This window comes from Vasconcelosia minhoensis LEGE 07310, assembly GCF_015207255.1.
In the GTDB taxonomy this organism is placed as follows: domain Bacteria; phylum Cyanobacteriota; class Cyanobacteriia; order Phormidesmidales; family Phormidesmidaceae; genus Vasconcelosia; species Vasconcelosia minhoensis.
This window is the reverse complement of the sequence record NZ_JADEXG010000008.1, coordinates 1-23,327: the sequence shown is the minus strand read 5'-3', so window position 1 is coordinate 23,327 and position 23,327 is coordinate 1. Positions and strand designations below refer to the sequence as shown.

General features: G+C 57.4%; 22 protein-coding genes. 8 read left to right on the top strand and 14 right to left on the bottom strand.

Going from position 1 to position 23,327, the window contains the following annotated elements; translation table 11 throughout:
- Positions 1-11: 11 nt before the first annotated feature.
- Both IQ241_RS05025 and trhO read left to right on the top strand, forming a co-directional pair.
- The gene (locus IQ241_RS05025) at positions 12-929 is read left to right on the top strand and encodes a histone deacetylase family protein (RefSeq protein WP_193905405.1); all 918 of its coding nucleotides are present in this window, start codon (positions 12-14) and stop codon (positions 927-929) included.
- Between the two features lie 11 nt (positions 930-940).
- Complete coding sequence (trhO, locus tag IQ241_RS05020; RefSeq protein WP_193905325.1) at positions 941-1,765, top strand: oxygen-dependent tRNA uridine(34) hydroxylase TrhO; 825 nt, start codon at positions 941-943, stop codon at positions 1,763-1,765.
- Here the strand turns inward: trhO and IQ241_RS05015 are convergent.
- A complete protein-coding gene (locus IQ241_RS05015) occupies positions 1,762-2,292 on the bottom strand; it encodes a phosphoribosyltransferase (protein WP_193905324.1) in 531 nt (176 codons plus the stop codon). The genes trhO and IQ241_RS05015 overlap by 4 nt on opposite strands.
- 95 nt (positions 2,293-2,387) lie before the next feature.
- Here IQ241_RS05015 and IQ241_RS05010 point away from each other — a divergent pair, with 95 nt between their 5' ends.
- A complete protein-coding gene (locus IQ241_RS05010; protein WP_193905323.1) occupies positions 2,388-3,839 on the top strand; it encodes an MFS transporter in 1,452 nt (483 codons plus the stop codon).
- Between the two features lie 12 nt (positions 3,840-3,851).
- On the opposite strand, the gene thrB is transcribed toward IQ241_RS05010, so the two are convergent.
- From thrB to thrS, 3 genes are all read right to left on the bottom strand, one after another.
- Positions 3,852-4,769, bottom strand: coding sequence for a homoserine kinase (gene thrB, locus IQ241_RS05005; protein ID WP_193905322.1), 918 nt, complete (start codon positions 4,767-4,769; stop codon positions 3,852-3,854).
- A gap of 24 nt (positions 4,770-4,793) precedes the next feature.
- Positions 4,794-5,288 (bottom strand): GNAT family N-acetyltransferase, encoded by a 495-nt coding sequence (locus IQ241_RS05000; RefSeq protein ID WP_193905321.1) that lies wholly within the window; start codon positions 5,286-5,288, stop codon positions 4,794-4,796.
- Positions 5,289-5,353: 65 nt separating this feature from the next.
- The gene (gene thrS / locus IQ241_RS04995) at positions 5,354-7,192 is read right to left on the bottom strand and encodes a threonine--tRNA ligase (RefSeq protein ID WP_193905320.1); all 1,839 of its coding nucleotides are present in this window, start codon (positions 7,190-7,192) and stop codon (positions 5,354-5,356) included.
- A gap of 359 nt (positions 7,193-7,551) precedes the next feature.
- Between thrS and IQ241_RS04990 the strand changes: the two genes are divergently transcribed.
- On the top strand, positions 7,552-7,770 hold the full coding sequence (locus IQ241_RS04990; protein ID WP_193905404.1) for a DUF4327 family protein: 219 nt from the start codon (positions 7,552-7,554) through the stop codon (positions 7,768-7,770).
- Positions 7,771-7,802: 32 nt separating this feature from the next.
- Here the strand turns inward: IQ241_RS04990 and IQ241_RS04985 are convergent, their stop codons facing one another.
- The gene (locus IQ241_RS04985; protein ID WP_193905319.1) at positions 7,803-9,596 is read right to left on the bottom strand and encodes a serine/threonine phosphatase; all 1,794 of its coding nucleotides are present in this window, start codon (positions 9,594-9,596) and stop codon (positions 7,803-7,805) included.
- Between the two features lie 237 nt (positions 9,597-9,833).
- On the opposite strand from IQ241_RS04985, the gene IQ241_RS04980 reads away from it, so the two are divergent.
- Positions 9,834-10,163 carry a hypothetical protein gene (locus IQ241_RS04980; protein WP_228021395.1) on the top strand — a complete coding sequence of 110 codons (330 nt, stop codon included), beginning with the start codon at positions 9,834-9,836 and terminating at the stop codon, positions 10,161-10,163.
- 157 nt (positions 10,164-10,320) lie between these two features.
- Here IQ241_RS04980 and IQ241_RS04975 read toward each other — a convergent pair whose 3' ends face one another.
- Positions 10,321-11,241: a tetratricopeptide repeat protein gene (locus IQ241_RS04975; RefSeq protein WP_193905318.1), complete on the bottom strand. Its 921-nt coding sequence runs from the start codon at positions 11,239-11,241 to the stop codon at positions 10,321-10,323.
- A gap of 402 nt (positions 11,242-11,643) precedes the next feature.
- Between IQ241_RS04975 and IQ241_RS04970 the strand changes: the two genes are divergently transcribed.
- On the top strand, positions 11,644-12,738 hold the full coding sequence (locus IQ241_RS04970) for a hypothetical protein (RefSeq protein WP_193905317.1): 1,095 nt from the start codon (positions 11,644-11,646) through the stop codon (positions 12,736-12,738).
- Here the strand turns inward: IQ241_RS04970 and IQ241_RS04965 are convergent.
- The 5 genes from IQ241_RS04965 to hemW all read right to left on the bottom strand — a co-directional run bounded on the left by IQ241_RS04965 (position 12,735) and on the right by hemW (position 18,015).
- Positions 12,735-13,934 carry a homocysteine biosynthesis protein gene (locus tag IQ241_RS04965; protein ID WP_193905316.1) on the bottom strand — a complete coding sequence of 400 codons (1,200 nt, stop codon included), beginning with the start codon at positions 13,932-13,934 and terminating at the stop codon, positions 12,735-12,737. The two genes, IQ241_RS04970 and IQ241_RS04965, sit on opposite strands and share 4 nt — an antisense overlap.
- Before the next feature lie 3 nt (positions 13,935-13,937).
- Entirely contained in the window at positions 13,938-14,129 is a 192-nt protein-coding gene (locus tag IQ241_RS04960) for a hypothetical protein (protein ID WP_228021394.1), read from the bottom strand.
- The gene (prmA, locus tag IQ241_RS04955; RefSeq protein WP_193905314.1) at positions 14,126-15,010 is read right to left on the bottom strand and encodes a 50S ribosomal protein L11 methyltransferase; all 885 of its coding nucleotides are present in this window, start codon (positions 15,008-15,010) and stop codon (positions 14,126-14,128) included. Before prmA ends, IQ241_RS04960 begins: the two co-directional genes overlap by 4 nt.
- A 70-nt stretch (positions 15,011-15,080) precedes the next feature.
- Positions 15,081-16,661 (bottom strand): phosphoglycerate dehydrogenase, encoded by a 1,581-nt coding sequence (gene serA, locus IQ241_RS04950; RefSeq protein WP_193905313.1) that lies wholly within the window; start codon positions 16,659-16,661, stop codon positions 15,081-15,083.
- A gap of 73 nt (positions 16,662-16,734) precedes the next feature.
- Entirely contained in the window at positions 16,735-18,015 is a 1,281-nt protein-coding gene (gene hemW, locus IQ241_RS04945) for a radical SAM family heme chaperone HemW (protein ID WP_322743580.1), read from the bottom strand.
- 239 nt (positions 18,016-18,254) lie between these two features.
- On the opposite strand from hemW, the gene IQ241_RS04940 reads away from it, so the two are divergent.
- Both IQ241_RS04940 and IQ241_RS04935 read left to right on the top strand, forming a co-directional pair.
- On the top strand, positions 18,255-19,334 hold the full coding sequence (locus IQ241_RS04940) for a PIN/TRAM domain-containing protein (RefSeq protein WP_193905312.1): 1,080 nt from the start codon (positions 18,255-18,257) through the stop codon (positions 19,332-19,334).
- 335 nt (positions 19,335-19,669) lie between these two features.
- Positions 19,670-20,581 (top strand): Rpn family recombination-promoting nuclease/putative transposase, encoded by a 912-nt coding sequence (locus tag IQ241_RS04935; RefSeq protein ID WP_193905311.1) that lies wholly within the window; start codon positions 19,670-19,672, stop codon positions 20,579-20,581.
- Positions 20,582-20,584: 3 nt separating this feature from the next.
- On the opposite strand, the gene IQ241_RS04930 is transcribed toward IQ241_RS04935, so the two are convergent.
- From IQ241_RS04930 to IQ241_RS04920, 3 genes are read right to left on the bottom strand one after another with little or no spacing between them, the layout of a single operon-like run.
- Positions 20,585-21,415: a carbohydrate ABC transporter permease gene (locus IQ241_RS04930; protein ID WP_193905310.1), complete on the bottom strand. Its 831-nt coding sequence runs from the start codon at positions 21,413-21,415 to the stop codon at positions 20,585-20,587.
- On the bottom strand, positions 21,415-22,284 hold the full coding sequence (locus tag IQ241_RS04925) for a Tab2/Atab2 family RNA-binding protein (protein WP_193905309.1): 870 nt from the start codon (positions 22,282-22,284) through the stop codon (positions 21,415-21,417). Before IQ241_RS04925 ends, IQ241_RS04930 begins: the two co-directional genes overlap by 1 nt.
- Positions 22,285-22,287: 3 nt before the next feature.
- Entirely contained in the window at positions 22,288-23,166 is an 879-nt protein-coding gene (locus tag IQ241_RS04920; protein WP_193905308.1) for a S1 RNA-binding domain-containing protein, read from the bottom strand.
- Positions 23,167-23,327: the final 161 nt, after the last annotated feature.

The window sequence follows — 23,327 nt, the reverse complement described above, 5'->3', positions numbered from 1 at the left end:
TCGACTGCTTGCTGTCCCCACCGCTGGTTTACCATCCCGACTATGTGATGCCGCTACCGGCGGGCCACCGCTTTCCGATGGCCAAGTTTGGCCTACTGCGGGACTGGCTGCTGCGCTCAGGACTGGCGACTGAGGCTCAATTTTACCGGCCGGGCGCCCCGCCCCGGACCTGGCTAGAGCTGGTGCATACGCCTGGCTATGTGGAGGCCTACTGTAGTGGCACCCTAGATGCGCGATCGCAGCGGCGGATTGGCCTGCCCTGGAGTCCTGGCCTGGTCAGACGCACCTGCACTGCCGTTGGTGGCACCCTGCTCACCGCCAAGCTGGCCCTACAGCACGGGCTGGCCTGCAATACCGCCGGCGGCACGCACCACGCCTTTCCCGACTACGGGGCCGGGTTCTGCATTTTTAATGACTTGGCGATCGCGGCCCGCGTCTTGCAGCAGCAGGAACTGGTCAAAACGGTGCTGATTGTCGATCTGGACGTCCATCAGGGGGACGGCACGGCCTGGATCTTTCGCGCCGACCCAACGGTATTTACCTTTTCGATGCACTGCACAGAGAATTTCCCCAGTCGCAAGCAGGCGAGTGACCTTGACCTGCCGCTGCCTGCTGGCACCGAGGACGACGTTTATCTTAAAATTTTAAATCAGCATCTGCCAGACCTGCTCAGTCAGGTTCGTCCCGACCTAGTGCTCTACGATGCTGGGGTAGACCCCCACCGGCAGGACCGACTGGGTAAGCTGGCGCTGACGGATGAGGGACTGTTTAATCGCGATCGCGATGTCCTCAGCACCTGTTTAGCGGCGGGTGTCCCAGCGGCCTGTGTTATCGGTGGCGGCTACGGCAGCGATCTGAATTCGCTGATTGTCCGTCACAGCCTGCTCCATCGGGCGGCGGCTCAGGTCTATCAGCAGTACAGACTCTAACAGCCCTATTTATGTCAACTCTGGTCACAACCTTTTATAAATTTACGCCGCTTGACGACTATCGCCAGCTCCAGGCTCCGCTGCAGGCGCTGTGCGAGGCCGAGGCACTGAAGGGAACCATTTTGCTCGCCCCAGAAGGCATCAATGCCACCCTGGCGGGCCACCGAGCTGCGATAGACCAGGTTCTGAAGACGCTACGTCTTGATCCGCGACTGGCCGATCTCGAAACCCGGGAATCCTTTGCCAGCGAACCGCCCTTTGGGCAAATGAAGGTAAAGCTGCGACGAGAGATTGTCAGCTTTGGGCAGCCGACAGTTGACCCCAGCCAGCGGACTGGAACTGCAGTTCCGCCCCAACAGTGGAATCAGCTGATTTCTGATCCAGCGGTGACGGTGATTGATACGCGCAATGATTTTGAGGTAGCAGTCGGCAGCTTTAAGGGCGCGCAGAACCCAAAAACCGCTTCCTTTCAGGACTTTGTAGAGTATGCTCGGCAGCTTGACCCGGTTCAGCACAAACAGATCGCGATGTTTTGTACCGGCGGCATCCGCTGTGAAAAGGCCTCTGCCTATCTGCTCAGCCAGGGATTTGACACGGTCTACCAGCTTCAGGGCGGCATTCTCAATTATTTAGCTGAAGTGCCCGAGTCAGATAGTCTTTGGCAAGGAGAATGCTTTGTCTTTGACCAGCGCGTAGCGGTTGGGCATCGGCTTGAGCCTGGCTCCTATCAGCTGTGTCGGGACTGCGGTCAGCCGGTTCCCATATCTGCTCCGATTTGTCCTCACTGTGCTGCTGCGGTTGAGCAAAGTCGCGATCGCAGCTCTAATGCTCCCTAATGCTCCAAAACGGCCTCTGTCTGATGCTGCTTGGCCAGGTCGGCCAGGGTCATGTCCTCATACTTCTCGAAGGGCTGGTGAATCCAGGGATTGTCGGCCAGGTAGTCCACATAGTAGTCCGGCTCGATGATAGAGCATTCCTTACGCCAGAGGGCCGCCGTGCGGATTTCGTCGATGTAGAAGCCATATTTGTGCTCTAGCCAAGAGATGCTGCGCTTGAGGCTCTGGCCCGAATCGACCAGGTCATCGACCAGCAGGACACGGTTGCCCAGGTTGGCTGTAGTCATGCTGAGGTCGTGGGAAAAGGTGATGGAGCCACGCAGCCGATTGCCCGCGCCGCCGTAGGACGAGGTGGAGAGGATGGCCAGCGGTTGGTCAGACAGCCGACAGAGAATATCGCCAATCCGCAGGCCGCCTTTTGCCAAGCAAACAATCTGGTTAAACTCCCAGCCAGAATCATAGATTTTCAGCGCCAGCTGCTCAATTTTGTGATGGTAGTCCGTCCAGGAAACATGGAGATCTGACATAGCCGTTTTTACCAGAGCGCTAAGGACAGCCCGAATGGGGCAATAATGGGTTCACTTCCCGTTAGTTATACCTATTATTTATACCGCCTCTGTCCATGGCAAACTCTGAATTCGACTCGACTGGCGCAGCTACGCGGTCTCCCCGGCTTACCCTGCCGGTCAAGCTGGCCTACGGGGCTGGCGATGCTGGATCTGGGCTCACGGCTAACCTGCTGGCCTTTTCATTTCTATACTTTCTAATTAGCGTGGCTGGGCTGACGCCTTCGGCGGCGTCCCTAGTACTGCTGATTGGCAAAATCTGGGACGCGGTGAACGATCCGATTGTGGGATTTTTGAGCGATCGCACCCAGACCCGCTGGGGTCGTCGCTATCCCTGGATGTTTCTCTCCGGCATTCCCTTCGGTATTGCCTTTTACCTCACCTGGATTGTGCCAGGCTTTGAGAGCTCGACCGCCAAGTTTTGGTACTACGTGATCATTTCGATTGTCTTTCAAATTTTCTACACTACAACGAACCTGCCCTACACGACAATGACCGCCGAAATGACCCAGGACTATGACGAACGCACCGAGCTGACCTCTTTTCGGCTGGCGTTTTCGCTGGCGGGTGCGGTTTCTATCCTAGCTCTGGGCTTAGTTGTCAGCCAGTGGATCCCCGACCCGGCCCGGAGATTTGCCGTGCTGGGTGCCCTTGGCGGAGTGATTTCGATTGTCTGCATTTACTGGTGCATTTTTGGCACCTTCAAATATACCCAGCAGCATGCCCAGGCTCAAAAGCTCACGGGTGATACATTGGCGACGCCAGATATGCCTTTTCCCAGGCAGCTGCAAATCGTCTTCAGCAACCGCCCCTTTCTCTTTGTCATTGGCATTTACCTGTTCTCCTGGCTGGCCCTGCAGATGACGGCGGCGGTTCTGCCCTTTTACGTTCAGTTTTGGATGGGCGAATCCAACTGGTTTTTAGCGGCGCTGCTGGTTCAGGGTGTCGCCATTCCGATGATGTTTGTCTGCAGCTGGCTGAGCCAGCGGATGGGTAAAAAGGGGCTGTATTTTCTCGGCTCTGGCGTTTGGATTTTGGTGCAGATTGCCCTGTTTAGCCTCCAGCCGGGACAGACGACCTGGATGTATGTGCTCTGCGCGATCGCGGGCTTTGGCGTAGCGGCAGCGGCCTACGTGGTGCCCTGGTCTATCCTGCCGGATGTGATTGAGCTAGACGAGCTGAACACCGGCAAACGCCGGGAAGGCGTCTTCTATGCGTTTATGACGCTGCTGCAAAAGCTGGGTCTGGCCGTCGGCATCTATCTGGTTGGGGTGGGATTAGAAGCCTCAGGTTTTATTGAAGAGTCTGCCGGGCAGGCTGCCGCAGAGACCGTTCAACAGCCTGAATCGGCTCTGCTAGCGATCCGCTTTTTTATGGGACCGGTGCCTTTAGTTGCGCTGCTCTGTGGTCTGGTGCTGGCCTATTTTTACCCGATTACCCGGGCTGTCTATGCAGAAATTGCCTTAAAGCTGTCCGAGCGGCGTCAGTCCGCTGACCCGGGCGGCTAATTTAGACCGGCTTTATCTCGTTTGGCCGACGGCCCCTCGACTGTCTAAGCTAAGCCGGTGGGTAGTGACCTTGAAGGACTGCTGGCTCCAGGCTTCTAGCATCGCCGTTTGAACTTGGTCAGCCAACTCTGCCGCCGTGAGGGCAAGCAGCGTTGGCCCCGCGCCGCTAATCACCAAGCCCCAGGCTCCCGCTTTCAGAGCGGCGGTGTGGACGGCGTCATAGTCGGGAATCAGCGATTTTCGGTACGGCTGGTGGATGCGATCGCGCAGCCCCCTTTGCAGCCATTCCCCATTCCCCGTCGCTAAACCGCGCAGCAGCAGCCCCAAATGCGCCATGTTGTAAATCGCCTCGGCCCGGCTATAGGTCCGGGGCAGCACCCGCCGCGCCGCCGCGGTGGATAATTCAAAATGAGGAATCGCCACAATCGGCACAATCGACTCGTGCCAGGGCAGCTCGCAGGTCTGCCAGGGCAGTCCGGCATCGGCAACCGCCAGTCGGCAGCCGCCTAGCAGGGCCGGGACGACATTATCGGGATGGCCTTCCAGCTCAGTGGCCAAGGTGCCTAACGCCTGGAGGTCGAGTGGCGAACCGGCGAGCAGATTTGCCCCGACTAAGCCGCCTACAATCGCGGTTGACGAACTGCCCAGCCCCCGCGCCAGCGGTACGCCCAGCTCAATCTTCAAATGGATTGCCGGAGCGGATTGACCAATTTTTTCAAACAGGGCTAGAAAGGCTCGATAGGCTAGGTTTTTCGTCCCGGTAGCGACCCGATTTGCCTCCAGGCCGGTGACTGAAATCTTGAAGCCTGAAGCCTCAATCGGCGCAAACTCGAACCGGTTGTAGAGCGTCAGCGCCGCGCCCAGACAGTCAAACCCGGGACCGATATTGGCAGTTGTGGCAGGCACCGTAACCGTAGCGGATGGAGACACGAGAAAACCCCTGGTTGAAGCAAGCTAAATGATTCTTGCCATTGTAAAGGCGTCTACGAAGCGACCTTCCCGAAAGGCATACTTTTTAAGCGTTCCTTCGATTAAAAAGCCAAACTTCTGATACAGATGTATTGCCGGTGCGTTATCGACATATACTGTCAGCTCTAGCCGCTTGAGATTCAGCCAGCCGTCCGCGATTTCAACAACCTCCTTCAGGAGCTCAGACCCAATTCCCTGACCGTGAAAATCGTCTCGGACGGCCATGCCGATACAGCCTACATGCTGACGACCGCGGGTTTGTTGATGAAGGCTGATAGTTCCGACTAGCTGCTCGGACTCGGGTTCTATAGCCGCGAGCTGATAGATATTCTCAGGCTGGTTTTCTAGCCGCCGCCGGATGACCGCTGGCGACTGGTAGGGCATCTGTAACGTACCTCGACGGACTTTGGGAAATTGCTGCAGCGCCGCTAGCCCTTCCCAATCATTCACTTCAATAGCTCTGATAGTCACCGTTACCATGCCCGATCGCTCCTAACCAGCAGCGACCAGCTGAGATCGCCTGCTAAGCGTTGCGCTAAGCCGAATTAAAAGTCGCCTTGAGTGCTAATCGCTTGCTCCAGACGAGAGATGACTTCGGGGACCGCGATCGCGCCCAGTTCTCCAGACTGCCGTGTCCGCATGCTCAGCGTATTCGCTTCAGCTTCCTTTGCGCCAATCACCGCCATCACGGGAATCTTGGCTTTCTCAGCATTGCGAATCATCTTCTTCAGCCGCTCGCCGCTGGTATCGATGACCACCCGCACCTGCTTTTGCAGCAGCAGCTCGGCGACCTGCTGGGCAAAGCCCACCTGTTCCTCGGTAATGGGCAGCAGCCGCACCTGCTCCGGCGCGAGCCAGAGGGGAAAGTCCCCGGCATACTGCTCAATCAGGATACCAATCAGCCGCTCCAGCGAGCCAAAGGGGGCGCGATGAATCATCACCGGTCGCTGGCGGCTGCCGTCTTCGGCCACATATTCCAAGTCAAAGCGCTCTGGCAGGGTGTAGTCTACCTGCACCGTCCCCAGCTGCCATTCGCGATCGAGGGCATCCCGGACGATAAAGTCCAGCTTGGGGCCATAAAAGGCCGCCTCACCGATGCCCTCAAAGTGTTCCATGCCGAGCGTCTCCACCGCCCGGCGGATGGCGTTCTGAGACTTCTGCCAGGCGTCATCGGAGCCGATGTATTTATCGGACTCGGGGTCACGGAAGCTCAGCCTCGCCCGGAAGGACTGGTCGAGCTGGAGGGCTCGCAGCGTGGACTGAATCAGGTCAACCACCTTGATGAATTCGTCATCCAGCTGCTCTGGAGTAATAAACAGGTGGGCATCGTCCTGGGTAAAGCCACGCACTCGGGTGAGGCCGCCCAGCTCGCCAGACTGCTCATAGCGATAAACGGTGCCAAATTCGGCTAGGCGATAGGGCAGCTCTCGGTAGGAGCGCAGCTGACTCTTATAAATCTGTACGTGAAAGGGGCAGTTCATCGCTTTCAGGACAAACCCTTCGGCTTCCGACTCGCCCATCATTGGGAAGAGGTCATCCTGATACTTTTGCCAGTGACCCGATAGCTTAAACAGCTCTACCCGGCCAATGTGCGGCGTCACCACCGGCAGATAGCCGCGCTTAATCTGCTCCTGCTGGAGAAAGGTTTCCAGAGTCGAGCGGAGGATTGTACCCTTAGGCGTCCACAGCGGTAACCCCGGCCCCACCGCATCCGAAAAGACAAACAGTCCCAGCTCTTTGCCCAGCTTGCGATGGTCGCGTCGTTTGGCCTCTTCCCGCCGTCGCTGATACTCCGCCAGCTGCTCTGGCGTCTCCCAGGCGGTGCCGTAGATCCGCTGGAGCTGAGCCCGGTTTTCATCTCCACGCCAGTAGGCCCCGGCTACGCTTTCCAGCTCAAACGCCTTGGGATTGAGTTCCTTCGTCGTGCCCATGTGCGGCCCGGCGCAGAGGTCCCACCAGTCTTCCCCCAGGTGATAAATCGTAATTGGGTCTTCCAGATCTTCTAGAATTTCTAACTTGTAGGGTTCGCCCAGGGCCTCAATTCGCTGCTTAGCCTCTTCCCGGCTGACCTCCTCTCTCACCACCGGCAGACCCTTATTGATGATCTTGATCATCTGCTTCTTAATTGCCTTCAGGTCTTTCTCAGTAAACGATTCGGGATGATCGAAGTCGTAGTAAAAGCCGTTCTCAATCCATGGCCCGATTGTCACCTGGGCCTTGGGGAAGAGTTCCTGCACGGCCATGGCCATGACGTGCGAAAAGGTATGACGAATCCGCTTGAGCGCATCCGACTCACTCGTCCGGGGCAGATGCACCCGTTCCGGCACATCTGGGGCCGGTGCATTCGGGTTGGGTGGGGCTGGAGCCGATGGAGAAGCAGCCATAGAAAGTTGGTAATTCTGTCCGGTGGGCGGTAAACAATACGCTGTCAGAGCCAGCTTAGATGTTCTAAAGCCCTATCTTAGCGCCCTAGCCGAGCGCTAACCTGCCAATTTGTGAGTCGGTAAACCGAATCTGCGGCAGCTCTGCCCAAAGGCAGAAACTCGGCTAAAACGGCTGCTCAGGTGCCAGTCCAAAGATCTGGCCGGTTTTGCTGTGCTATGCTTAATCACTGTAGCCTGCTTAAGCGGTGGTTAAAAAGCTTCAAAGTTTGATACCGCTAAGCTTTGAAAGATTTGCCAGGCGACTAACTAGACGATTCAATCCAGTATTTATCAAAACTGAATTCATGACTAAAGCAACGATGACCCAGTCGGCAGCACATCCGATGGCCAAATTTCAGCGCCAGGTGCAGTCACTCATAGATACCAAAGCTGTGAAACCCACGGATAGCCTTTGGAAAATAGCGTTTCTCTTCGGCGATCGCTGGTCTCACTGGAAGCACGAGCTGGCCGAGTTCGACTTCACCATGCAAGACCCGATTGCCGATCTGCTAGCGGTTGAAACCTGGGAAGAAGAATAGGTTCACAGGCTAGCACCCAGATTGCTGTAGGCCTACTGAAGCGGCGGCAGCTGATCTAAGTCCGGCTTTAGCTTCAGCCGAATGCCAATAGCGGTGATGTTGTCATGACCGCTGCTTTCATTGGCCAGGGCGATTAGCTCAGAAATTCCGGCTTCCAAGTCTTTGGGGCTCCGCAGCAGCGGGTCTAGATGGCTGCGGGTATGATTTTCCAGCAGTTCATGATCGCTCAAACCGTCTGAGCACAGCAGCAGCAGCATGTCTTCGGTGAAGCTGAGGAACTTGACCGTCGGAATAATTCTCTTCTGATCTCTAGGGCCAAGCGCCTGAGTCAGCTGATAGGCATCGGGCCGACCGTAGGCAATCTCAGGCTCTACCCCCTTTTCAATTTCGCGCTGACCCACCTCGTGGTCTACCGTCAGCTGCTGTAGGCCCAGGCGGCGAGAGTAGCTGTATAGTCGGCTATCGCCGACGTGGGCAACCACGGCCTGGCTGCCCTGGAGCAGCAGCAGGACTAGCGTTGTGCCCATGCGATCGCTGCCGGTACGTTCCTCGGCCTGGTTAATATCAAAGATGGCCTGGTTGGCTTGGCTAATAGCCTCGCATAGGCAGTCCTGATCGGGTAGGCCGGCTTGTCCCCGCTCGGTCTGCCAATACGCTGTGAAATAATCTCGCAGGGTATCTACTGCCAGCTGGCTCGCGACCTCACCCCCGGCATGGCCGCCCATGCCGTCGCAGAGTACATAGAGACAGCGGGCCTGAAGCCGCTGCCCCTGAAGGTTACTCTGCTTCTTGACCTCGGTTTGAATGAAGAAAGTATCCTCATTGTGCTCGCGCTGCCGACCGACGTGGGTTTGCCCCGTATCTTCAAGATGGGTCAGCTTCATCGGCAGCACCATCGTCGATAGGTCAGGTTCGGCCCGATTCCCGTCATCTTCGCGAACAAATTCGCTGAATTCTCCTAGCTCAAAGGGATCGTCTTCAGTTTCTAATGCCATCAACATTGGAGTGGTGAGGAGGGTCTCGGTGAGCTCAGTCGATGACTCCAGCTGTTCTGCAAGGCTGACTAGCTCCTGTCTGATCGGTTCGGGGCTTGCGAGCTGGCCAGCTCCGATTTTATCTGCCAAGAGTGCCAGGGCTGCCGGTTGATCTCCCTCCCCGTTTAGCAGCGACCGCCATAGCTGTCCGAGAGCTGACAGCGGCAGCACCCCATCCGGGGCCTGCACCATGAGCTGTTGCAGACAGCAGAGCTGGTCTTCATCCACCCGCAGGTTGTCAAGGGCGGTCAGGCTGGCCTGAGCGTTCCACTCGGCTAGGGCTGGCCAGAGCTCGACCATGGTGTAGCACCAGTGAATTTTGAGTGCTGTCGGCGCTGCGGGCCAGGCGGCTTCCAGCCGCGGCAGATGGCTACGGTCTTCTACTAGCAAAACCGTGTAGTCGGCCTGCTGCCAGGCGTCATGTAGGGTCGGTACGGCTGGCCGATCGGCAAGAAACAGGTAGGGATGGGCCGCTGCCGGAATCTCAGCTGGTGCAGCCGCGGCAAAGGCAGCGGCGTCTGACCGCGAATCGGGTGCAATTGATAGGGTCGGTTGCTCCGGTTGGCTATCGATCGCGATCGCGCTTGCCGCCGTTGGGTGAAAGACTAAAGGCGTAGCAAGCTGATAGCGCTCTACTGAGTCCAGGCAATCCCCCGGGCACAGGTCTGGCAGCTTGGCGTCAGCAGCGTGGGGAATGAGCCAGGCCTGCCATTGCTGTAAGGGTTCGCCGCACCGCTGGCAAAACTTGTTACCGCTGGGATTCTCAAACTGACAGTGCTCGCAGACAGGCATGGCTTAAGAAAATAGAGTCTAATGCAGGGATTGTTCCCGTTTTAAGGCAGCAACTTAGCTTATTCAGCCGAATTTTGGCGTCGGGATGACATCAAAATTTTGTCTGTGAGTGGAATGAGCCTAGAGCTACACTTATCAAAACTTATTAAAACTTGAAGTCTAGAGAAAAAACGTGCATCTTGCTATGCCAATCGGTATCCTGAAGGGTAACTCAGTCTCTTTAATATCAGAAGCGTCATGGCAAAAGATCTCGCTAAAAAGTACCGGATGGTCTGTACTCTCACGTTTGGAGATGTTTACGGTCAGATTATTGTCTGGCTGATTGTGCTTTTCATCAGTCTAGCAACGGCCCTGGCACTGATGGGCGCGAGTCGCCCCATCTATGCCCTGGCAACGGTTGGCCTAATCTTGGTGCTCTCACTGCCGTTTTTGCTCTTTGCCTTTGTCACGACGCTGATTAACCACATCGAATTTAATGCCGTTGATGTCGAGGCTGAAGCTAGGGCGAAGCGGCCCAATATGTCGGGACAAACCTCGGTAGCGGTTTCCAGCCAGGGTGCCGCTTAGGCTGGCGGGTCCCTCTGTAGGATTGGTATACGGCAGGGGTATAGCAAGACCAAACTGCTGAAAAATTAGGGCAAGCGAAGAGGCGATGACATGATGTCATCGCCTCTTCGCTTTTGGGCAGTCTCTGTGCAGTTTTTGGAAGGCCGAAAACCGGCTGCTACTCTGCCGGGACCGATTCTGCTTCCGACTCGGCGGCTGGGGTCACCGGCGCTTCAGCGTCAAGCGGGGCTGACTCGATAGTAGTCGCATCAGCATCTGCCGCATTCCCTGACATCAGCTGCTCAATGCTGTCTTTAAACTCGGCCGGGGCCATCGTCAGGGCATTGTCAAATAGCGGCTGCGCTTCCTCCATCCGGCCCAGCCGCTGGAGCACCAGCGCCTTGGCTAGCGTGGGTCGAAAATCGGGCTGGACCTCGCCTTGGGCTGCCGCAGCGGCGATTGCTTCGTCATAGATCGCGATCGCGTCCTGAAACCGCTCCTGCTCGACATAGACCTGGCCCAGCAGCAGCTTCACCGACGTCGTATCGATGCTGCCCGGCTGGATTTGGTTAGCCTGCTCCGCCGTCGTCAGCGTATCTTGCAGCAGCCCGACCGCCGCCTGCGGGCGCTGCTGGTTAATCAGCAGCGCTACCATGCCTTCCAGCGCGTTCATATTGCCGGGGTTGGTGGTGAGCACGCTGCGATAAACCTGGGCCGCGCCCTCTAAATCGCCTAGCTGCTGCTTAGTTTGAGCCAGTAAAACCGCATAGTCGGGCTGGGCTGGGTTGAGCTCGGCTAGCTTTTGCAGCGGCTCTACGACGCCCGGCAGATCTTCTAGCGCCAGCCGCGCTTCGACCAAACCTAGAAGCGCGGCCTGGTTGTTGGGCTCCCGTTCCAGCACCAGCGCGTAGCCGTTAGCCCGGCCTTCGAGCTCGGCTCGCTGCTCCTCCGGCGTCGCGGTCTGGGCCGTACTGGCGGGGCCGCCGCTGGCCCGGTTGCGCGGACCGCTGAAGACAAACGCCAGCGACCCTCCCACAAATGCGACGATTGCCAATATTAAAATGCCGCGGACTATCCAGCTATCCCGTTTCAAAATCATGGCTCCTGTGGAATTACCTTTAAAATTTTCCTTGCCCATCTTAGTGAATTCTGACCTAAAACTGACTCAAGTACGGATCCTGCATTATCTGCTCGCTGAGCGAATGGGAAAGCGAAAAATCTGATTCAGAAGAGAGGCAAGATTTGAGCTATTTAGATTCTCAGGTATGTTAGATGTCGAATGTTTCATTGGGCGGTCGCTGGTGAACTCTAGGAAGAGCCGTTTACCCAGCAGCCTAACCGCAGGGCGAACCGGCGATAGTTTGCCGGAAACCCCACCGGGTTGGGAACGGATGCTAATCTGGTTCTAAATAATTAGCCTTTTTCGATATATCCCGCTGTCCCCGGTTCCCTTTTGCTTTCAGTATAGGCAGATTTGCCCCTTGAGGAGGTTTGAGCATCTATGAGTTCTGCAGCCAGTCGCCCCCATAACTCTCCAGAACCGTCTTCCGAAAATTCCAATCGCCAGGCCGCGGATCTCAGTCAGCCGCCGGTTCGGCCAACCCTGATGTCTCCCCCCAGTCGCCCAGCTCCTCCCCCAGAGCCTGCTCAAGTTCAACCCGCTGCTGCTGACGAGGCGCTTTCAGCCCAACCCGATACCTCGCCCCAGTTCCCTGATCAACCGCTAGAGTCACAGCCCAGACAGTCACCGATTTCGCCGCCTAGTGAGCCCATGCAGTATCGGGCAATCGGACTATTAAGAGGCCGGTACATTCCCTCAGAAGAGCAGTTTAATCGTGGCGACATTCTCACTCAGGACGAGTCTACGATCGACGCCGTCCTGCTGGGTCGCGTCACCAGCCTGATTAAAAAACACATTGACTTGGACAGCGACCATCTCTGGGTTGTTTACCCACGTACCTTTCAACGGGAAGAGGACACGCCGGCTCTGCATGTACAGATTGTCGGCGTCTGGGAACCTGAAACCTTGAGTACGAATGAGAATCAGGACGAAGCGACGGTTTCAGCCACAGCCGACGGCTCAGCTCAGGAGCAGGCCAAACTGCCCGCCGAGACTCAAGTCGCTGCTCCGGCCGCTGAGGCTCCGACAACTTCAGAGAATGAGCAAGCTAACTATTTCTCAATTCGCGGTGAAATTACCAAGTACGTCGAAGACAAAGAAGAGATCACTGTCAACATCGTTCAAAAAGCTAAGAAAGATAACAAGCCCAAGCGGCCTTTCCGGCTGACCGTCAGTGGTCGGCTGGAAGGAAAAACCATTGGCTACTTCTGGGATCTCAAAGTTGAGCGACAGGGGCGCGAGCTGGTGCTCCAGGAAGGCAAGTCCATCGCCGTCGTGCCGCCGAAGAAAAAGCCCAAGAGCCAGGGCGGCGGACGCCAGCGCTTTAGCCGCAGCGATCGCAAGCCGCCCGATCGGTCCCGCTCGGGGCGGTCGGAGACGCCCAAACCGACGCCCAAGCCTGCCCTCAAGTCTCAGGCCCAAGCTCAGGGTCAATCTCGGGGCCAGTCGGAGCCGCCCGAAGAGTCCGCCGACTAGCTGACGTCGATTTCAGCTCCCCAGCTGTCCTGGGGAATAAACTTGCGGTCGGCTGGCAGGGGCGCAACCGGCACCGTCAGCTCAAAGCCGCCCGCCAGAATTTTCTGCTTGAGCGCGATCGCGACTTCCCTTGAAAGATACTGGCTAGCCAGGGGCGCCGTCCGCACTCGGCGGCCCTCAATCGCAATTTGCCCCGACTTGAGCTGGGCATAGCTAACCAGGCCAAAGGTGGGCCGCACCCGCCGGGGAATCGAGAAATCCACCACCGGGGCAACCAGGTCAGCATCTCGAACTGCACAGTAGGCCAGCACGGCCTCATTTAAAATCGGCAGCGGCACCCCCACGCCTAGCATCAGGGAAGGGCCATAGCTTTTGAAGTAGCAGCCTCTGACCCAGCGGGGTTCCATCTGCTTGGCATCGCCGATCAGGGCGACGGTCGCGGCCGGCCCTACCGGTGTCCGGTTGGGCAGGCGTTTTTGCAGTGGAAAGTGCTGGGTGCCCTCCCAGGCAATATAGCCGACGCCGCCCCCCAGGAAGATTCGGCTGCCAATGCCAATCACCTGCAAGTCCGGATCGTTGAGCAAGGGTGAAAGCTCGCCCAGGTTGGAGTAGACGGCGTTGCCCAGGCGCGGCTGAAGCGGGCCTAGGTAGGTAAACAGGGGCCGATCGCCGCCGTTGACGCCGACGATGAAGTTTTGGTACAGGTTGCGCGGATTGAACAGGTAGAACTGGTTAATCCGCTCGCGGCTAATCGTCGTTTCCAATGCGGCCCGGGGGTAGCAGTCGGTGACGTAGCCCGACGCCCTGAGCTGGACGGACTTACCCGCGATCAGGTCGGCAATCACATGGCCACCGCCGCGATCGCGCAATTCATCCCCTTCCAGGCTATCGCCCAGCCGCCCAGCCTCAGCCACCTGGCTGGCCCCCAGATAGAGATCGACCGCGCCAAATCCGGCATAGGCGAGCACCCCGTCGAGACGGCATTCGCGAATTTTAATCGGCGGGTCGGTATGGCCTAAATTGATGATTGCCCCAGACGCCTCCATCGGCTCAAACGTGCCGGTGGTGACCACGTCTACGAGCTTAGCCGCTGCCGTTACGCCTCGCTCTGCCGCCTGAGCCTTGGCTTCTTCAACCGTCCAGACAACGGCCTGACCCCGGCAAATTTTGTCATTGATCTCGGCAATGGTTCGCATGGGTTAAGCTGAGCGGCGCTGCGCCTGGACGATCAAAACAGCCGCTACGATCAGACTCGGCGTTAGGATCAGCGCCAGGCTGACCCCAACCGTTGGCGGAATAGCCAGATGGGGTCCACCATACTTAATCAGCAGGCTCACCCCGGCGGAGAGCAGCAACACCTTGAGTAGAAATCCAACGGTTCCAGTCATCATAGGACCGTCCGGCTGATGGCCAGGCAGCACCATTCGGCCTGCGATCGCGACCCCGTCACCTGCCAGCCGTTAGCGACGAGCACCCTGGTTACATTAGCTGCCTGAGCCCCTAAGATACCGCTCAGAAGCCCCCAGCTGTCAGGATGAGTAATCCGATTGAACTGGGGAATCAGCTGGATAATCACCTCAGCCAGAATATTGCAGAGAATACCGTCCACCGGCTGTTCCAGTGTTTTAATCAGCTGCTCAATGCTGCCCTGGGCGACCGTAATTTGTGCTTCTGTGAGCCCATTCAATTCGGAATTACGTCGAGTTGCGGTAATAGCGAGCGGATCGACATCTACCGAATGGATTTGGCTAGCGCCTAAGAGCACCGCCCCAATCGACAAAATGCCAGAACCGCAGCCAATATCGGCAAGGGTTGCGCCCTTAACGCCGGGCTGTAGAGACAGTCCTTCTAGACAGAGCTGAGTGGTCGCATGAGCCCCGGTGCCAAAGGCGCTGCCTGGGTCGAGCTGAAGCACAATTTGCTCCGTTGCAGGGGGTGACAGCCAGGCGGGGTTGACCATAAACCGGCCAATTGGCTGCGGCTGCCAGTGGGATTTCCAGCTGTGAGCCCAGTCCTCTTCGGGAATCAGCTGCCAGTCAATCTGAGGCTTGGTCGGAATATCCGCCCGCCGAGCGTCAGCCTGGATTTGCTCAGCCAGCTCAGCCAGCTCAGATGGGACAAACTGAGCCTGGGGAAAATAGGATCTAATTAGCCGATTTTCGCCCTGCTGCTGGCTAACGGTGCCGCGTCCGTCCACCGTTTCAAATCGCCAATAGACGCTATCTTCCAGCGCCAGCGGACAGCGAACCTGAATTTCCCACCAATGTGCCAACGTTGAGCTGCCTGATAGTGACGGTTGTTTGCGGTCAGTCTGAGTTTGCCAAAGTTGAAGTTCGCCAAAGTTAAAGCGCGACCGTATAGGCTTCGCGAATCCCCGGAACTTTGGTAATTTCCGCCAGAATTCCTTCAGGCAGCGGATCGTCGATGCTTAAGACCATGACCGCATCGCCTCGGACAATCTTGCGACCAACCTGCATACTGGCAATGTTGACGTTAAAGCTACCCAGTAGCGACCCGATCTTGCCAATAATGCCGGGCATATCGCGGTGTAGCGTAAACAGCATGTACTTGGTTGGCGGCACGTTAATGGGGAAGTTATCCATATCGGTAATGCGAATTTCAGTGCCGCCGAGCAGTACGCCCGTGACCGAATGAGTGCCCAGGGAGCCTTTGGCCGATAGGTAGAGCGACCCGGTGTAGTCCTTGATTTCAGAATCTCGGGTCTCAATCACGTGAATGCCTCGCTCTTTGGCCTCCAGGGACGCATTGACGTAGTTGACCCGCTCCTGCAGCGCATGGGACAGTAGCCCCTTCAGCGCCGCAATTACAATCGGCTTGGTGTCAATCTCGGCTAGGTCGCCCTGGAGCCGGATATGGAGCTGCTCAATTCGTCCACCCGCCAGCTGGCCGACAAAATTACCCAGCGTCTCAGCCAGCTGCAGGTAGGGCCGCAGCCGCTCCAAGATATCAGGGCGCAGGCCGGGGATATTGACCGCGGACCGGGCTGGCAATCCCAGCAGCACATCTCGAATTTGCTCAGCTACGTCAATCGCCACGTTAACTTGAGCCTCGGCAGTAGAAGCCCCCAGATGAGGTGTGAGGACGGCAGCTTTGCCCAGCGATCGCAGTCCCGTTTCTGCCAAGGGTTCCTGCTCGTATACGTCCAGGGCCGCCCCCGCAATCACGCCCTGCTCCAGCGCCGTCGCCAGCGCCGCTTCATCGATGATGCCACCCCGAGCACAGTTGACAATCCGTGCGGTCGGCTTCATCTTGGCCAGCGCTTCGGCATTGATCAGATGAGTCGTATCGGGCGTTTTAGGGATGTGCAGGGTGATATAGTCGGCCTCTTGCAGCAGCAGGTCGAGGTCCACCAGCCGACAGCCCAGCTCCTCGGCCCGTTCACTGGAGATGTAGGGGTCAAAGGCCAGCAGCCGCATTCCCATGGCCCGGGCTACGGTCGCCACATGGGAGCCAATTTTTCCCAGCCCGACGACGCCCAGCGTCTTTTTGTAGACCTCTACACCGGTAAAGGCCTTGCGATTCCACTCCCCCGACTTCACCGATTGGTCTGCCGACGGAATATAGCGTGACAGCGACAGCATCATTGCCAGGGCGTGCTCAGCCGCTGCGATCGTATTGCCCTCGGGCGAATTTACCACGACAATGCCGCGCCGGGTTGCAGCCGGAACATCGACGTTATCGACGCCAACCCCCGCTCGGCCAATAATTTTGAGATTGCGACCAGCTTCGATCACCTCGGCGGTGACCTTAGTGCCGGAACGGATCATCAGCGCATCGTAGTCGGGGACGACCTTGACGAGCTCTTCGAGCGGCAGGCTGGTTCTCACATCGACCTGGGCAACCTGGGAGAGTATGTCGATTCCAGCTTGATCGACGGGGTCAGAAACGAGTACCTTAGGCATGGCTCAGCAACGGGGTTCACAGTCTGTCATTCTACTGCAAAGCCGCAGCCGTTTTGAGGCCAATATCCTGGGTTTAGACGGTAGGCGCGACTGGGGTTAGGGCGTTAAACATATCAGCGATGACCTGGTTAGACATGAGGAAACCTTCGGGATCGGTCAGCCGCAAGCGAGTTGATGGTATGAGCTCGCCTGCGTTTTGACCGGCATTATCAAGCACCAGCCAGCCTTTTTCGATATAGGGCCTGAGACAGTCCTGGAGCAGCTCCAGCCCGGCCCAGCCATAGACGGCGGCGACCGACCTTAGACCCATTCCCTCGGCCAGCCGCAGCCCCACCATCAGGCCGTCGAGCACCTGTTCCCAGGGCGGTGTGGGGGGGCAGTCCAGGATTCCTCCACCGGCGACGTAGGCCGCCACCCATTCGCGATATAGGCGCAGCGTTCGGGGGCGGCTCAGCCGCTGGTGCTGGGTATAGCTGGCGGCTCCCATGCCAAAGCCGTAGAAGGGCTGGTTATGCCAGTAGGTGAGGTTATGCTGACAGCGGTGGCCCGGCTGGGCGTAGTTAGAGATTTCATAATGGTTATAGCCCGCAGCGGTGAGCTGCCGCTGGGCCTGACGGTACATCGCCACCGTCGCGGCTTCGGTGGGTAGGGGCCGAGCGCCAGGTTGCAGGGAGCGGCCAAAGGGGGTCTGGGGCTCGATCGTCAGGTCGTAGACAGAGAGGTGCTGGGGAGAAAGCGCGATCGCCCTTTCCAACGAGTCCACCCAGTCCGCCCAGCTCTGGTGGGGTAGCCCCGAAATCAAATCCAGGCTAACGCTGGGAACGCTGGCCTGTTCTAGTAGCTCGACGGCTTGATAAACGTCGGCAGTGCGATGAAAGCGCCCGCAGGCTGCCAACAGCTCATCTTGAAAGGCCTGCACACCCAGGCTGACGCGGCTGACGCCAAGCCTCCGATAGCCTTGAATGTGGCTCAGGTCAAAGGTGCCCGGGTCCATTTCCATGGAAATCTCAGCCGGGGCAGCAATCCCAAATCGATTGTCCAGCGCCTGGAGAATTTGCGCTAGCTGGTCAGTCGAGAGTAAAGACGGTGTGCCGCCGCCAAAGAAGACTGTCTGCAGCGGAGCCGCGTTCAGCCGGGGCGTCGCCCGAATCTCCTGCACCAACCCATCGACGTATTGGGCGATCGTACCGGAGGTTTCTCCCCGCCGCCGCTGGCCAATGACCGAAATGGGAAAATCGCAGTAAAAGCAGCGCCGACGGCAGAAGGGAATATGAACGTAGGCAGACCGAGGGGCTTGAGCCGTAGCTGACAGCGCTGATGGGGATAAGCGGTGTTCTGAAGTAGTAAACGGCACGAAAGCGACGGTAAACCCTAAAGCAGCGATCTGGAGGTCAAGGTTATAAAATAGAGGTGACTTTATTAAGTACTTTTGCTTAATGGGGCTATTGCCAACCCAAACTAGAGGATTCCGATGTACAAAGGGTTAATCTAGGGGGATTAATCCGAGGGTTTAGCCAAGGGCCGGCCAAAAGCCGATTGAGGTAGCTGTTGGCAAAGCCCAGCGATGCAACAGCCGCAAGGTTGCGAATTGATATGCTTGATGCACTGATAGTCATTTCGTTTATTTTAGCAGGCGCGGGAGTCGGCTTTTTTAGCATTGATTTTCTGCCTGAGACGGCCCTCCAGCAGGTCACTAACCTAGAGGGCCTAAGCTCGGTCACCGCAGGCTTTGGGGCCCTGCTCGGCGGCGTCCTGGGGCTGGTGGTTCAGACCAGCTACCGGCGGCTAGAGCGACAGATTAAGGAAATGCCGCCCGATCGGATTTTGACCCGCGCCGTGGGTCTGGTCGTGGGTCTGCTGATTGCCAACCTCTCCCTAGCACCGCTATTTCTACTGCCGATCCCGGATGAGTTTAGCTTTATTAAGCCACTGACGGCGGTGATGGGCAGCCTCCTGTTTGCGGTGACCGGCATGAACCTAGCCGATACCAACGGGCGAGCCCTGCTGCGGATCATCAATCCCAACAGCTACGAGTCGGCCCTAATTGCCGAAGGCACCCTAAAGCCCTCTGCCAGCAAGATTCTCGATACCAGCTGCATTATCGACGGGCGGATTGAAGGACTGCTGCAAACCGGCTTTTTGGAAGGTCAGCTGCTGATCCCCCAGTTTGTGCTGCAAGAGCTTCAGCAGGTCGCCGATTCGTCCAGTGACCAAAAGCGATCGCGCGGTCGTCGCGGCCTAGATATTCTCAATCGAGTTCGGGAAGACTACCCCAGCCGGGTGGTGATTAGTGCAGTGGACTATGAGGATATTTCCACCGTCGATGCCAAGCTGGTTAGGCTGGCCCAGGAGCTTAACGCCATGCTGCTGACGACGGATTACAACCTGAACAAAGTGGCCAACGTCCAGCAGGTCACCGTGCTGAATATCAACGACCTGACCCAGGCTATTCGTCCAGCCTACTTACCTGGCGACGATATAGAGATCAAGGTCCTTAAAGAAGGTAAAGAACCTTCCCAGGGCGTGGGCTATCTCACCGATGGCACCATGGTGGTGATTGAGGAAGGTCGAGAATACATCGGCAATGAGCTCAGCGTCGTGGTCACCGGTGCCCTCCAGACCTCAGCTGGGCGCATGATCTTCGCTCGCCCTAGTTCGGCGATTGTGTCCTAACGTACTGGGATCACCAGCCTGCCAAAAACGGATGGAAGCCTTTCTGCCGATAGAAGCTTTGTCTCTCGCCTTTTGTTAATCTGGAAGGCAACGAATTCTATGAAAAATCTATGGCAGACAAAAACTATTCCTGGAAAGGCAGCTGGAATGCGGGCAAAGTACTGGCCATTTTGGCGGGCGTTTGCGGAGCCTATTTAGTGATCTCGGGCTTCATCCAGTAGCCTAGACACAGCAGTCCAAAAGCGCTGCATCAAGGCATACTCAAAAATTCTTGATGGCCGCTCTAGGCGGTCATTGGACGATCGTTGGGCGGCCATTGCTGCTAGGACAGGCCAATGCGTTTTATTAACCCCAAAACCGATTTTGCCTTCAAAAAGATCTTTGCTTCTGCCCAGAGCAAAGGCATTTTGATTAGCTTTCTCAACGCCATCCTCTACGAAGCCCAGCCCGTCATCCAGGATATTGATATTCTAGACCCCTACCAGGCCCCCCAGCTGAAGGGAATGAAGGATAGCTTTCTCGATGTGAAGGCCCAGATTACGGGGAATCGGACGGTGATTATCGAGATGCAGGTACTCAACGTGCTGGGCTTTGAAAAGCGAGTGCTCTACAATGCCGCTAAAGCCTTCTCGATTCAGCTCGACGCCGGGGAAGACTATGCCCGGCTGAATCCTGTGATTGCGCTAACCATTACCGACTTTGAGATGTTTCCCGACAGCTCCAAGGTGATTTCTCGCTTTGGCCTGAAGGAAAAGGAAGAGCTGACCGACTATAACGATGATATTGAGCTGGTTTTTGTGGAGCTGCCCAAATTTAATAAGCCGCTCGACGCTTTAGTAACCATCACCGATAAGTGGATTTACTTTATCAAGCAGGCGGAAAGCTTAGAAGTCGTCCCTGAATCCTTCAGCAGTATTCCTTCCATGGAGCAAGCGTTTCATATCGCCGAGGTGAGCAACCTGAGCCGCGAAGAGCTCGATATTTTTGAACGCAAGCAGATGTTTCTACACGATAACCGCAATGCCTTTCTCAAAGCGACACAGATTGGCGTACAGCAAGGTCTGGAAGAAGGACGTCAGCAGGGGCTGCAGCAGGGGCTACAGCAGGGATTGCAGGAAGGGTTGCAGCAGGGTCGCCGACTGCAGGCAGAAGCGATCGCGCGTTCCCTCCTCGACGTGCTAGACCCGGAAACGATCAGCCAAACCACCGGGCTGAGCATTGCCGAAATTGAGCGGCTCAGGCCGTGACGGCTATCCCTTCACGCCGCTGCCGGTTTCTGAAGGCACGATATACCGCTGGGCCACCACAAAAAATAGAATGATCGGCACGATAGAAATCACCGAGCCCGCTGCAATCAGCCGCCAGTCGAGGGAGAAGCTGCCCGCCAGCCGCGCCACCCCCAGCGGCAGCGTATAGTATTCGGGCCGGTCCAGCACAATCAGCGGCCAGAGAAAATCGCTCCAGGAGCCGATGAAAACAAAAATGGCCAGCGTCACCAGGGCCGGGCGGACGGCGGGCAGCATCACATGCCACCAGATTCCCAGCTCTGAACAGCCATCCATCCGGGCCGCCTCCTCCAGCTCTTTGGGCACAGTTTGAAAGGCCTGACGCATCAGGAAAATGCCAAAGGCAGAGGCGATCGCGGGAAAGATTACCCCCAGGTAGGTATTCCGCAGCCCCAACTGCACGGTGAGGATATACAGCGGAATCATCACAATCTGAAAGGGAATCAGAATGGTGGAGACGATCACCGAAAAGATCACCTCGCGGCCTCGAAAGGCTAGCCTGGCCAGAGGATAGGCGGCAAGCGAGCAAAAGACCAGGTTCAGCCCTACCGTAATCACGGCGATCAGCGTGCTGTTGAAAAAGTAGCGGCCAAAGGGATTGGTCTGCCAGACCGAGACAAAGTTATTCAGCGTTGGCTGCTGGGGGATGAATCGGGGCGGAAACTCAAAAATATTTTCACTCGGCGACTTGAAAGCGGTGCTGACCAGCCAGAACAGCGGTAGCAGCATCGCGATCGCGATTACCATCATCACCCCGTACATAGCAATGGTTCGGGCCAGTCGCGATCGCGGCATCAGCCAAACCCCCGTTCCTGCATCAGCCAAAACCCGGCGAACTGCTCAGCCTCGGGACGCTGCTGCACGGCCAGAAAATGCACCCCTCCCGCCGCCTGCTTAGCTGCCTCAAATCGCTGGCCCTCAGCCTGGAGTTCTGCGGTGCCCAAATTGGCCAGAATCCAGGTGTCGGTCGCGCCGGTCTCCAGCAGCAGCTGAGCAGCGCTGACCGGCGCGCCCCCTTCCGCCTTCAGGTAGGCCAGCTCCAGACCCGACATCCAACCCGCCAGAGGCACGGCTCGCTGAGAGAAAATAATAAATCCTGGAATGGGCCTTTTCTCATCAATCCCAGCCAGCGCTAGCGGGAAGCCTTCGCCAAAGTCAATCGGCCATTCGTCCATATCGGCAAAGTCCTGGGCTGGTAGGGTCACCAGCGCCCACTGCTGGCCTTGCAGGGCATCAGGCAGCGGCTTAGACACCTCAATCGGACGGCTGACGGAAGGATTGCCGCCTGGCTGGTAGCCCGGCTGCTGGGGATAGACCTGCTGCTGCCGCACTTCCAGCCACTGCTGTAGGGCCAGCGTGCGGCGGCTGATCTTCGCCGGTAGTCCCAGTTCTTCGCAGGCCCGGACGATCATATTCTGCATGGCGTAGCGAAAGAAGCGAATCCGGCTAGGCGGAGTTGGAGCCTGGGTCAGGGCATCCGCGATCGCGTCTCTCAGCGTAATTGAGTTGACCTCGCTGCTGGAAACAAACTTGCTGTAGCGAAATCGCTGATCCGGCTCGTCTACCGACTGCGCCCCTTCACAGATCAGAATTTCCCAGCGTTTCTTCTGGCGTTCGTCTAAAATCGGTCGTGAGTAAAAGTCCAGTTCCCAAACGGTAGCCATCGCTTACAGGTCGCTCTCTGCTAGTACCTTAGACACCTGCTCAGCCCGCTGCTCGGCCTCCGCCATCACCGTTTCAGGCTCCTTCAGCATCTCCCCCGGATATTTTTCCAGCGCCTGGGTCGAAAGCGAAATCCGCCCCCGCTCGTCGTCAATGTTGGTAACAACGGCTTTGATCGGCTGTCCCACCTGGAGCACCTGGCCCAGCGACTCGACATAGCTCTTGCTGACCTGCTTGATGTGCAGCAGCCCCGAGGCCCCGTCAAAGTCGATAAAGGCGCCAAAAGGTTTAATCGACGCCACCGTGCCCGACACGACCTGACCGCGCTGGAGGCGGCTCAGCACCAGCGATCGCGCCGCAATCCGCTCGGAAAGCACCAGCTTATTCGTCTCAGGGTTCACTTCTAGGAAAGCCACAGTCAGCCTTTGACCGAGCAATTCGTTCAGGTCTTCGGGCTTTTGGGCCAGGTGCGATCGCGGAATAAAGGCCCGCAGCCCGCTGACGTCGGCGGTGACGCCACCCTTATTCGACCCGGTCACCTCAACCTCGATCACGTCATCCTTGGCCTGGCGCTCCGCCAGCTGCTCCCACAGTGCCTGGATCTCCATTTGCCGAATCGACAGCACGACCTGACCGTTGGCGTCCTGGTCGCGCACGATCAAGAACTGCCGCTCCGTCCCCAGCGGCACCGCTTCCTCCAGCGGCAGCTCCGGGTCGAGGGCGGCTTCCTGGCGGGGCAGAAACGCCGCTGACTTGCCGCCAATATCGATATAGGCCCCGGCATCCTCGTGGCTGTCTACCTTACCGGTGACAGTGCTGCCGCGCTGAAACTGGTAGTCGTGCTGCTCTAGAGCTTTGGCAAAATCTTCGGCGGAAAAGGTCAACGGATTTGGTCTCCTGGGTTAGCGCTTTTCAAATATATCTTGTGATGGGGTGTAGACGCGGTAGCGGCTTCCCGAAGGGTAGGGGTGTTCGCAAAGCGTCGCCGTAGGTATTAGGGGTGGATGGGTAGTGGGTAGTGGGTAGTGGGTGAAGAGGGAAGGGG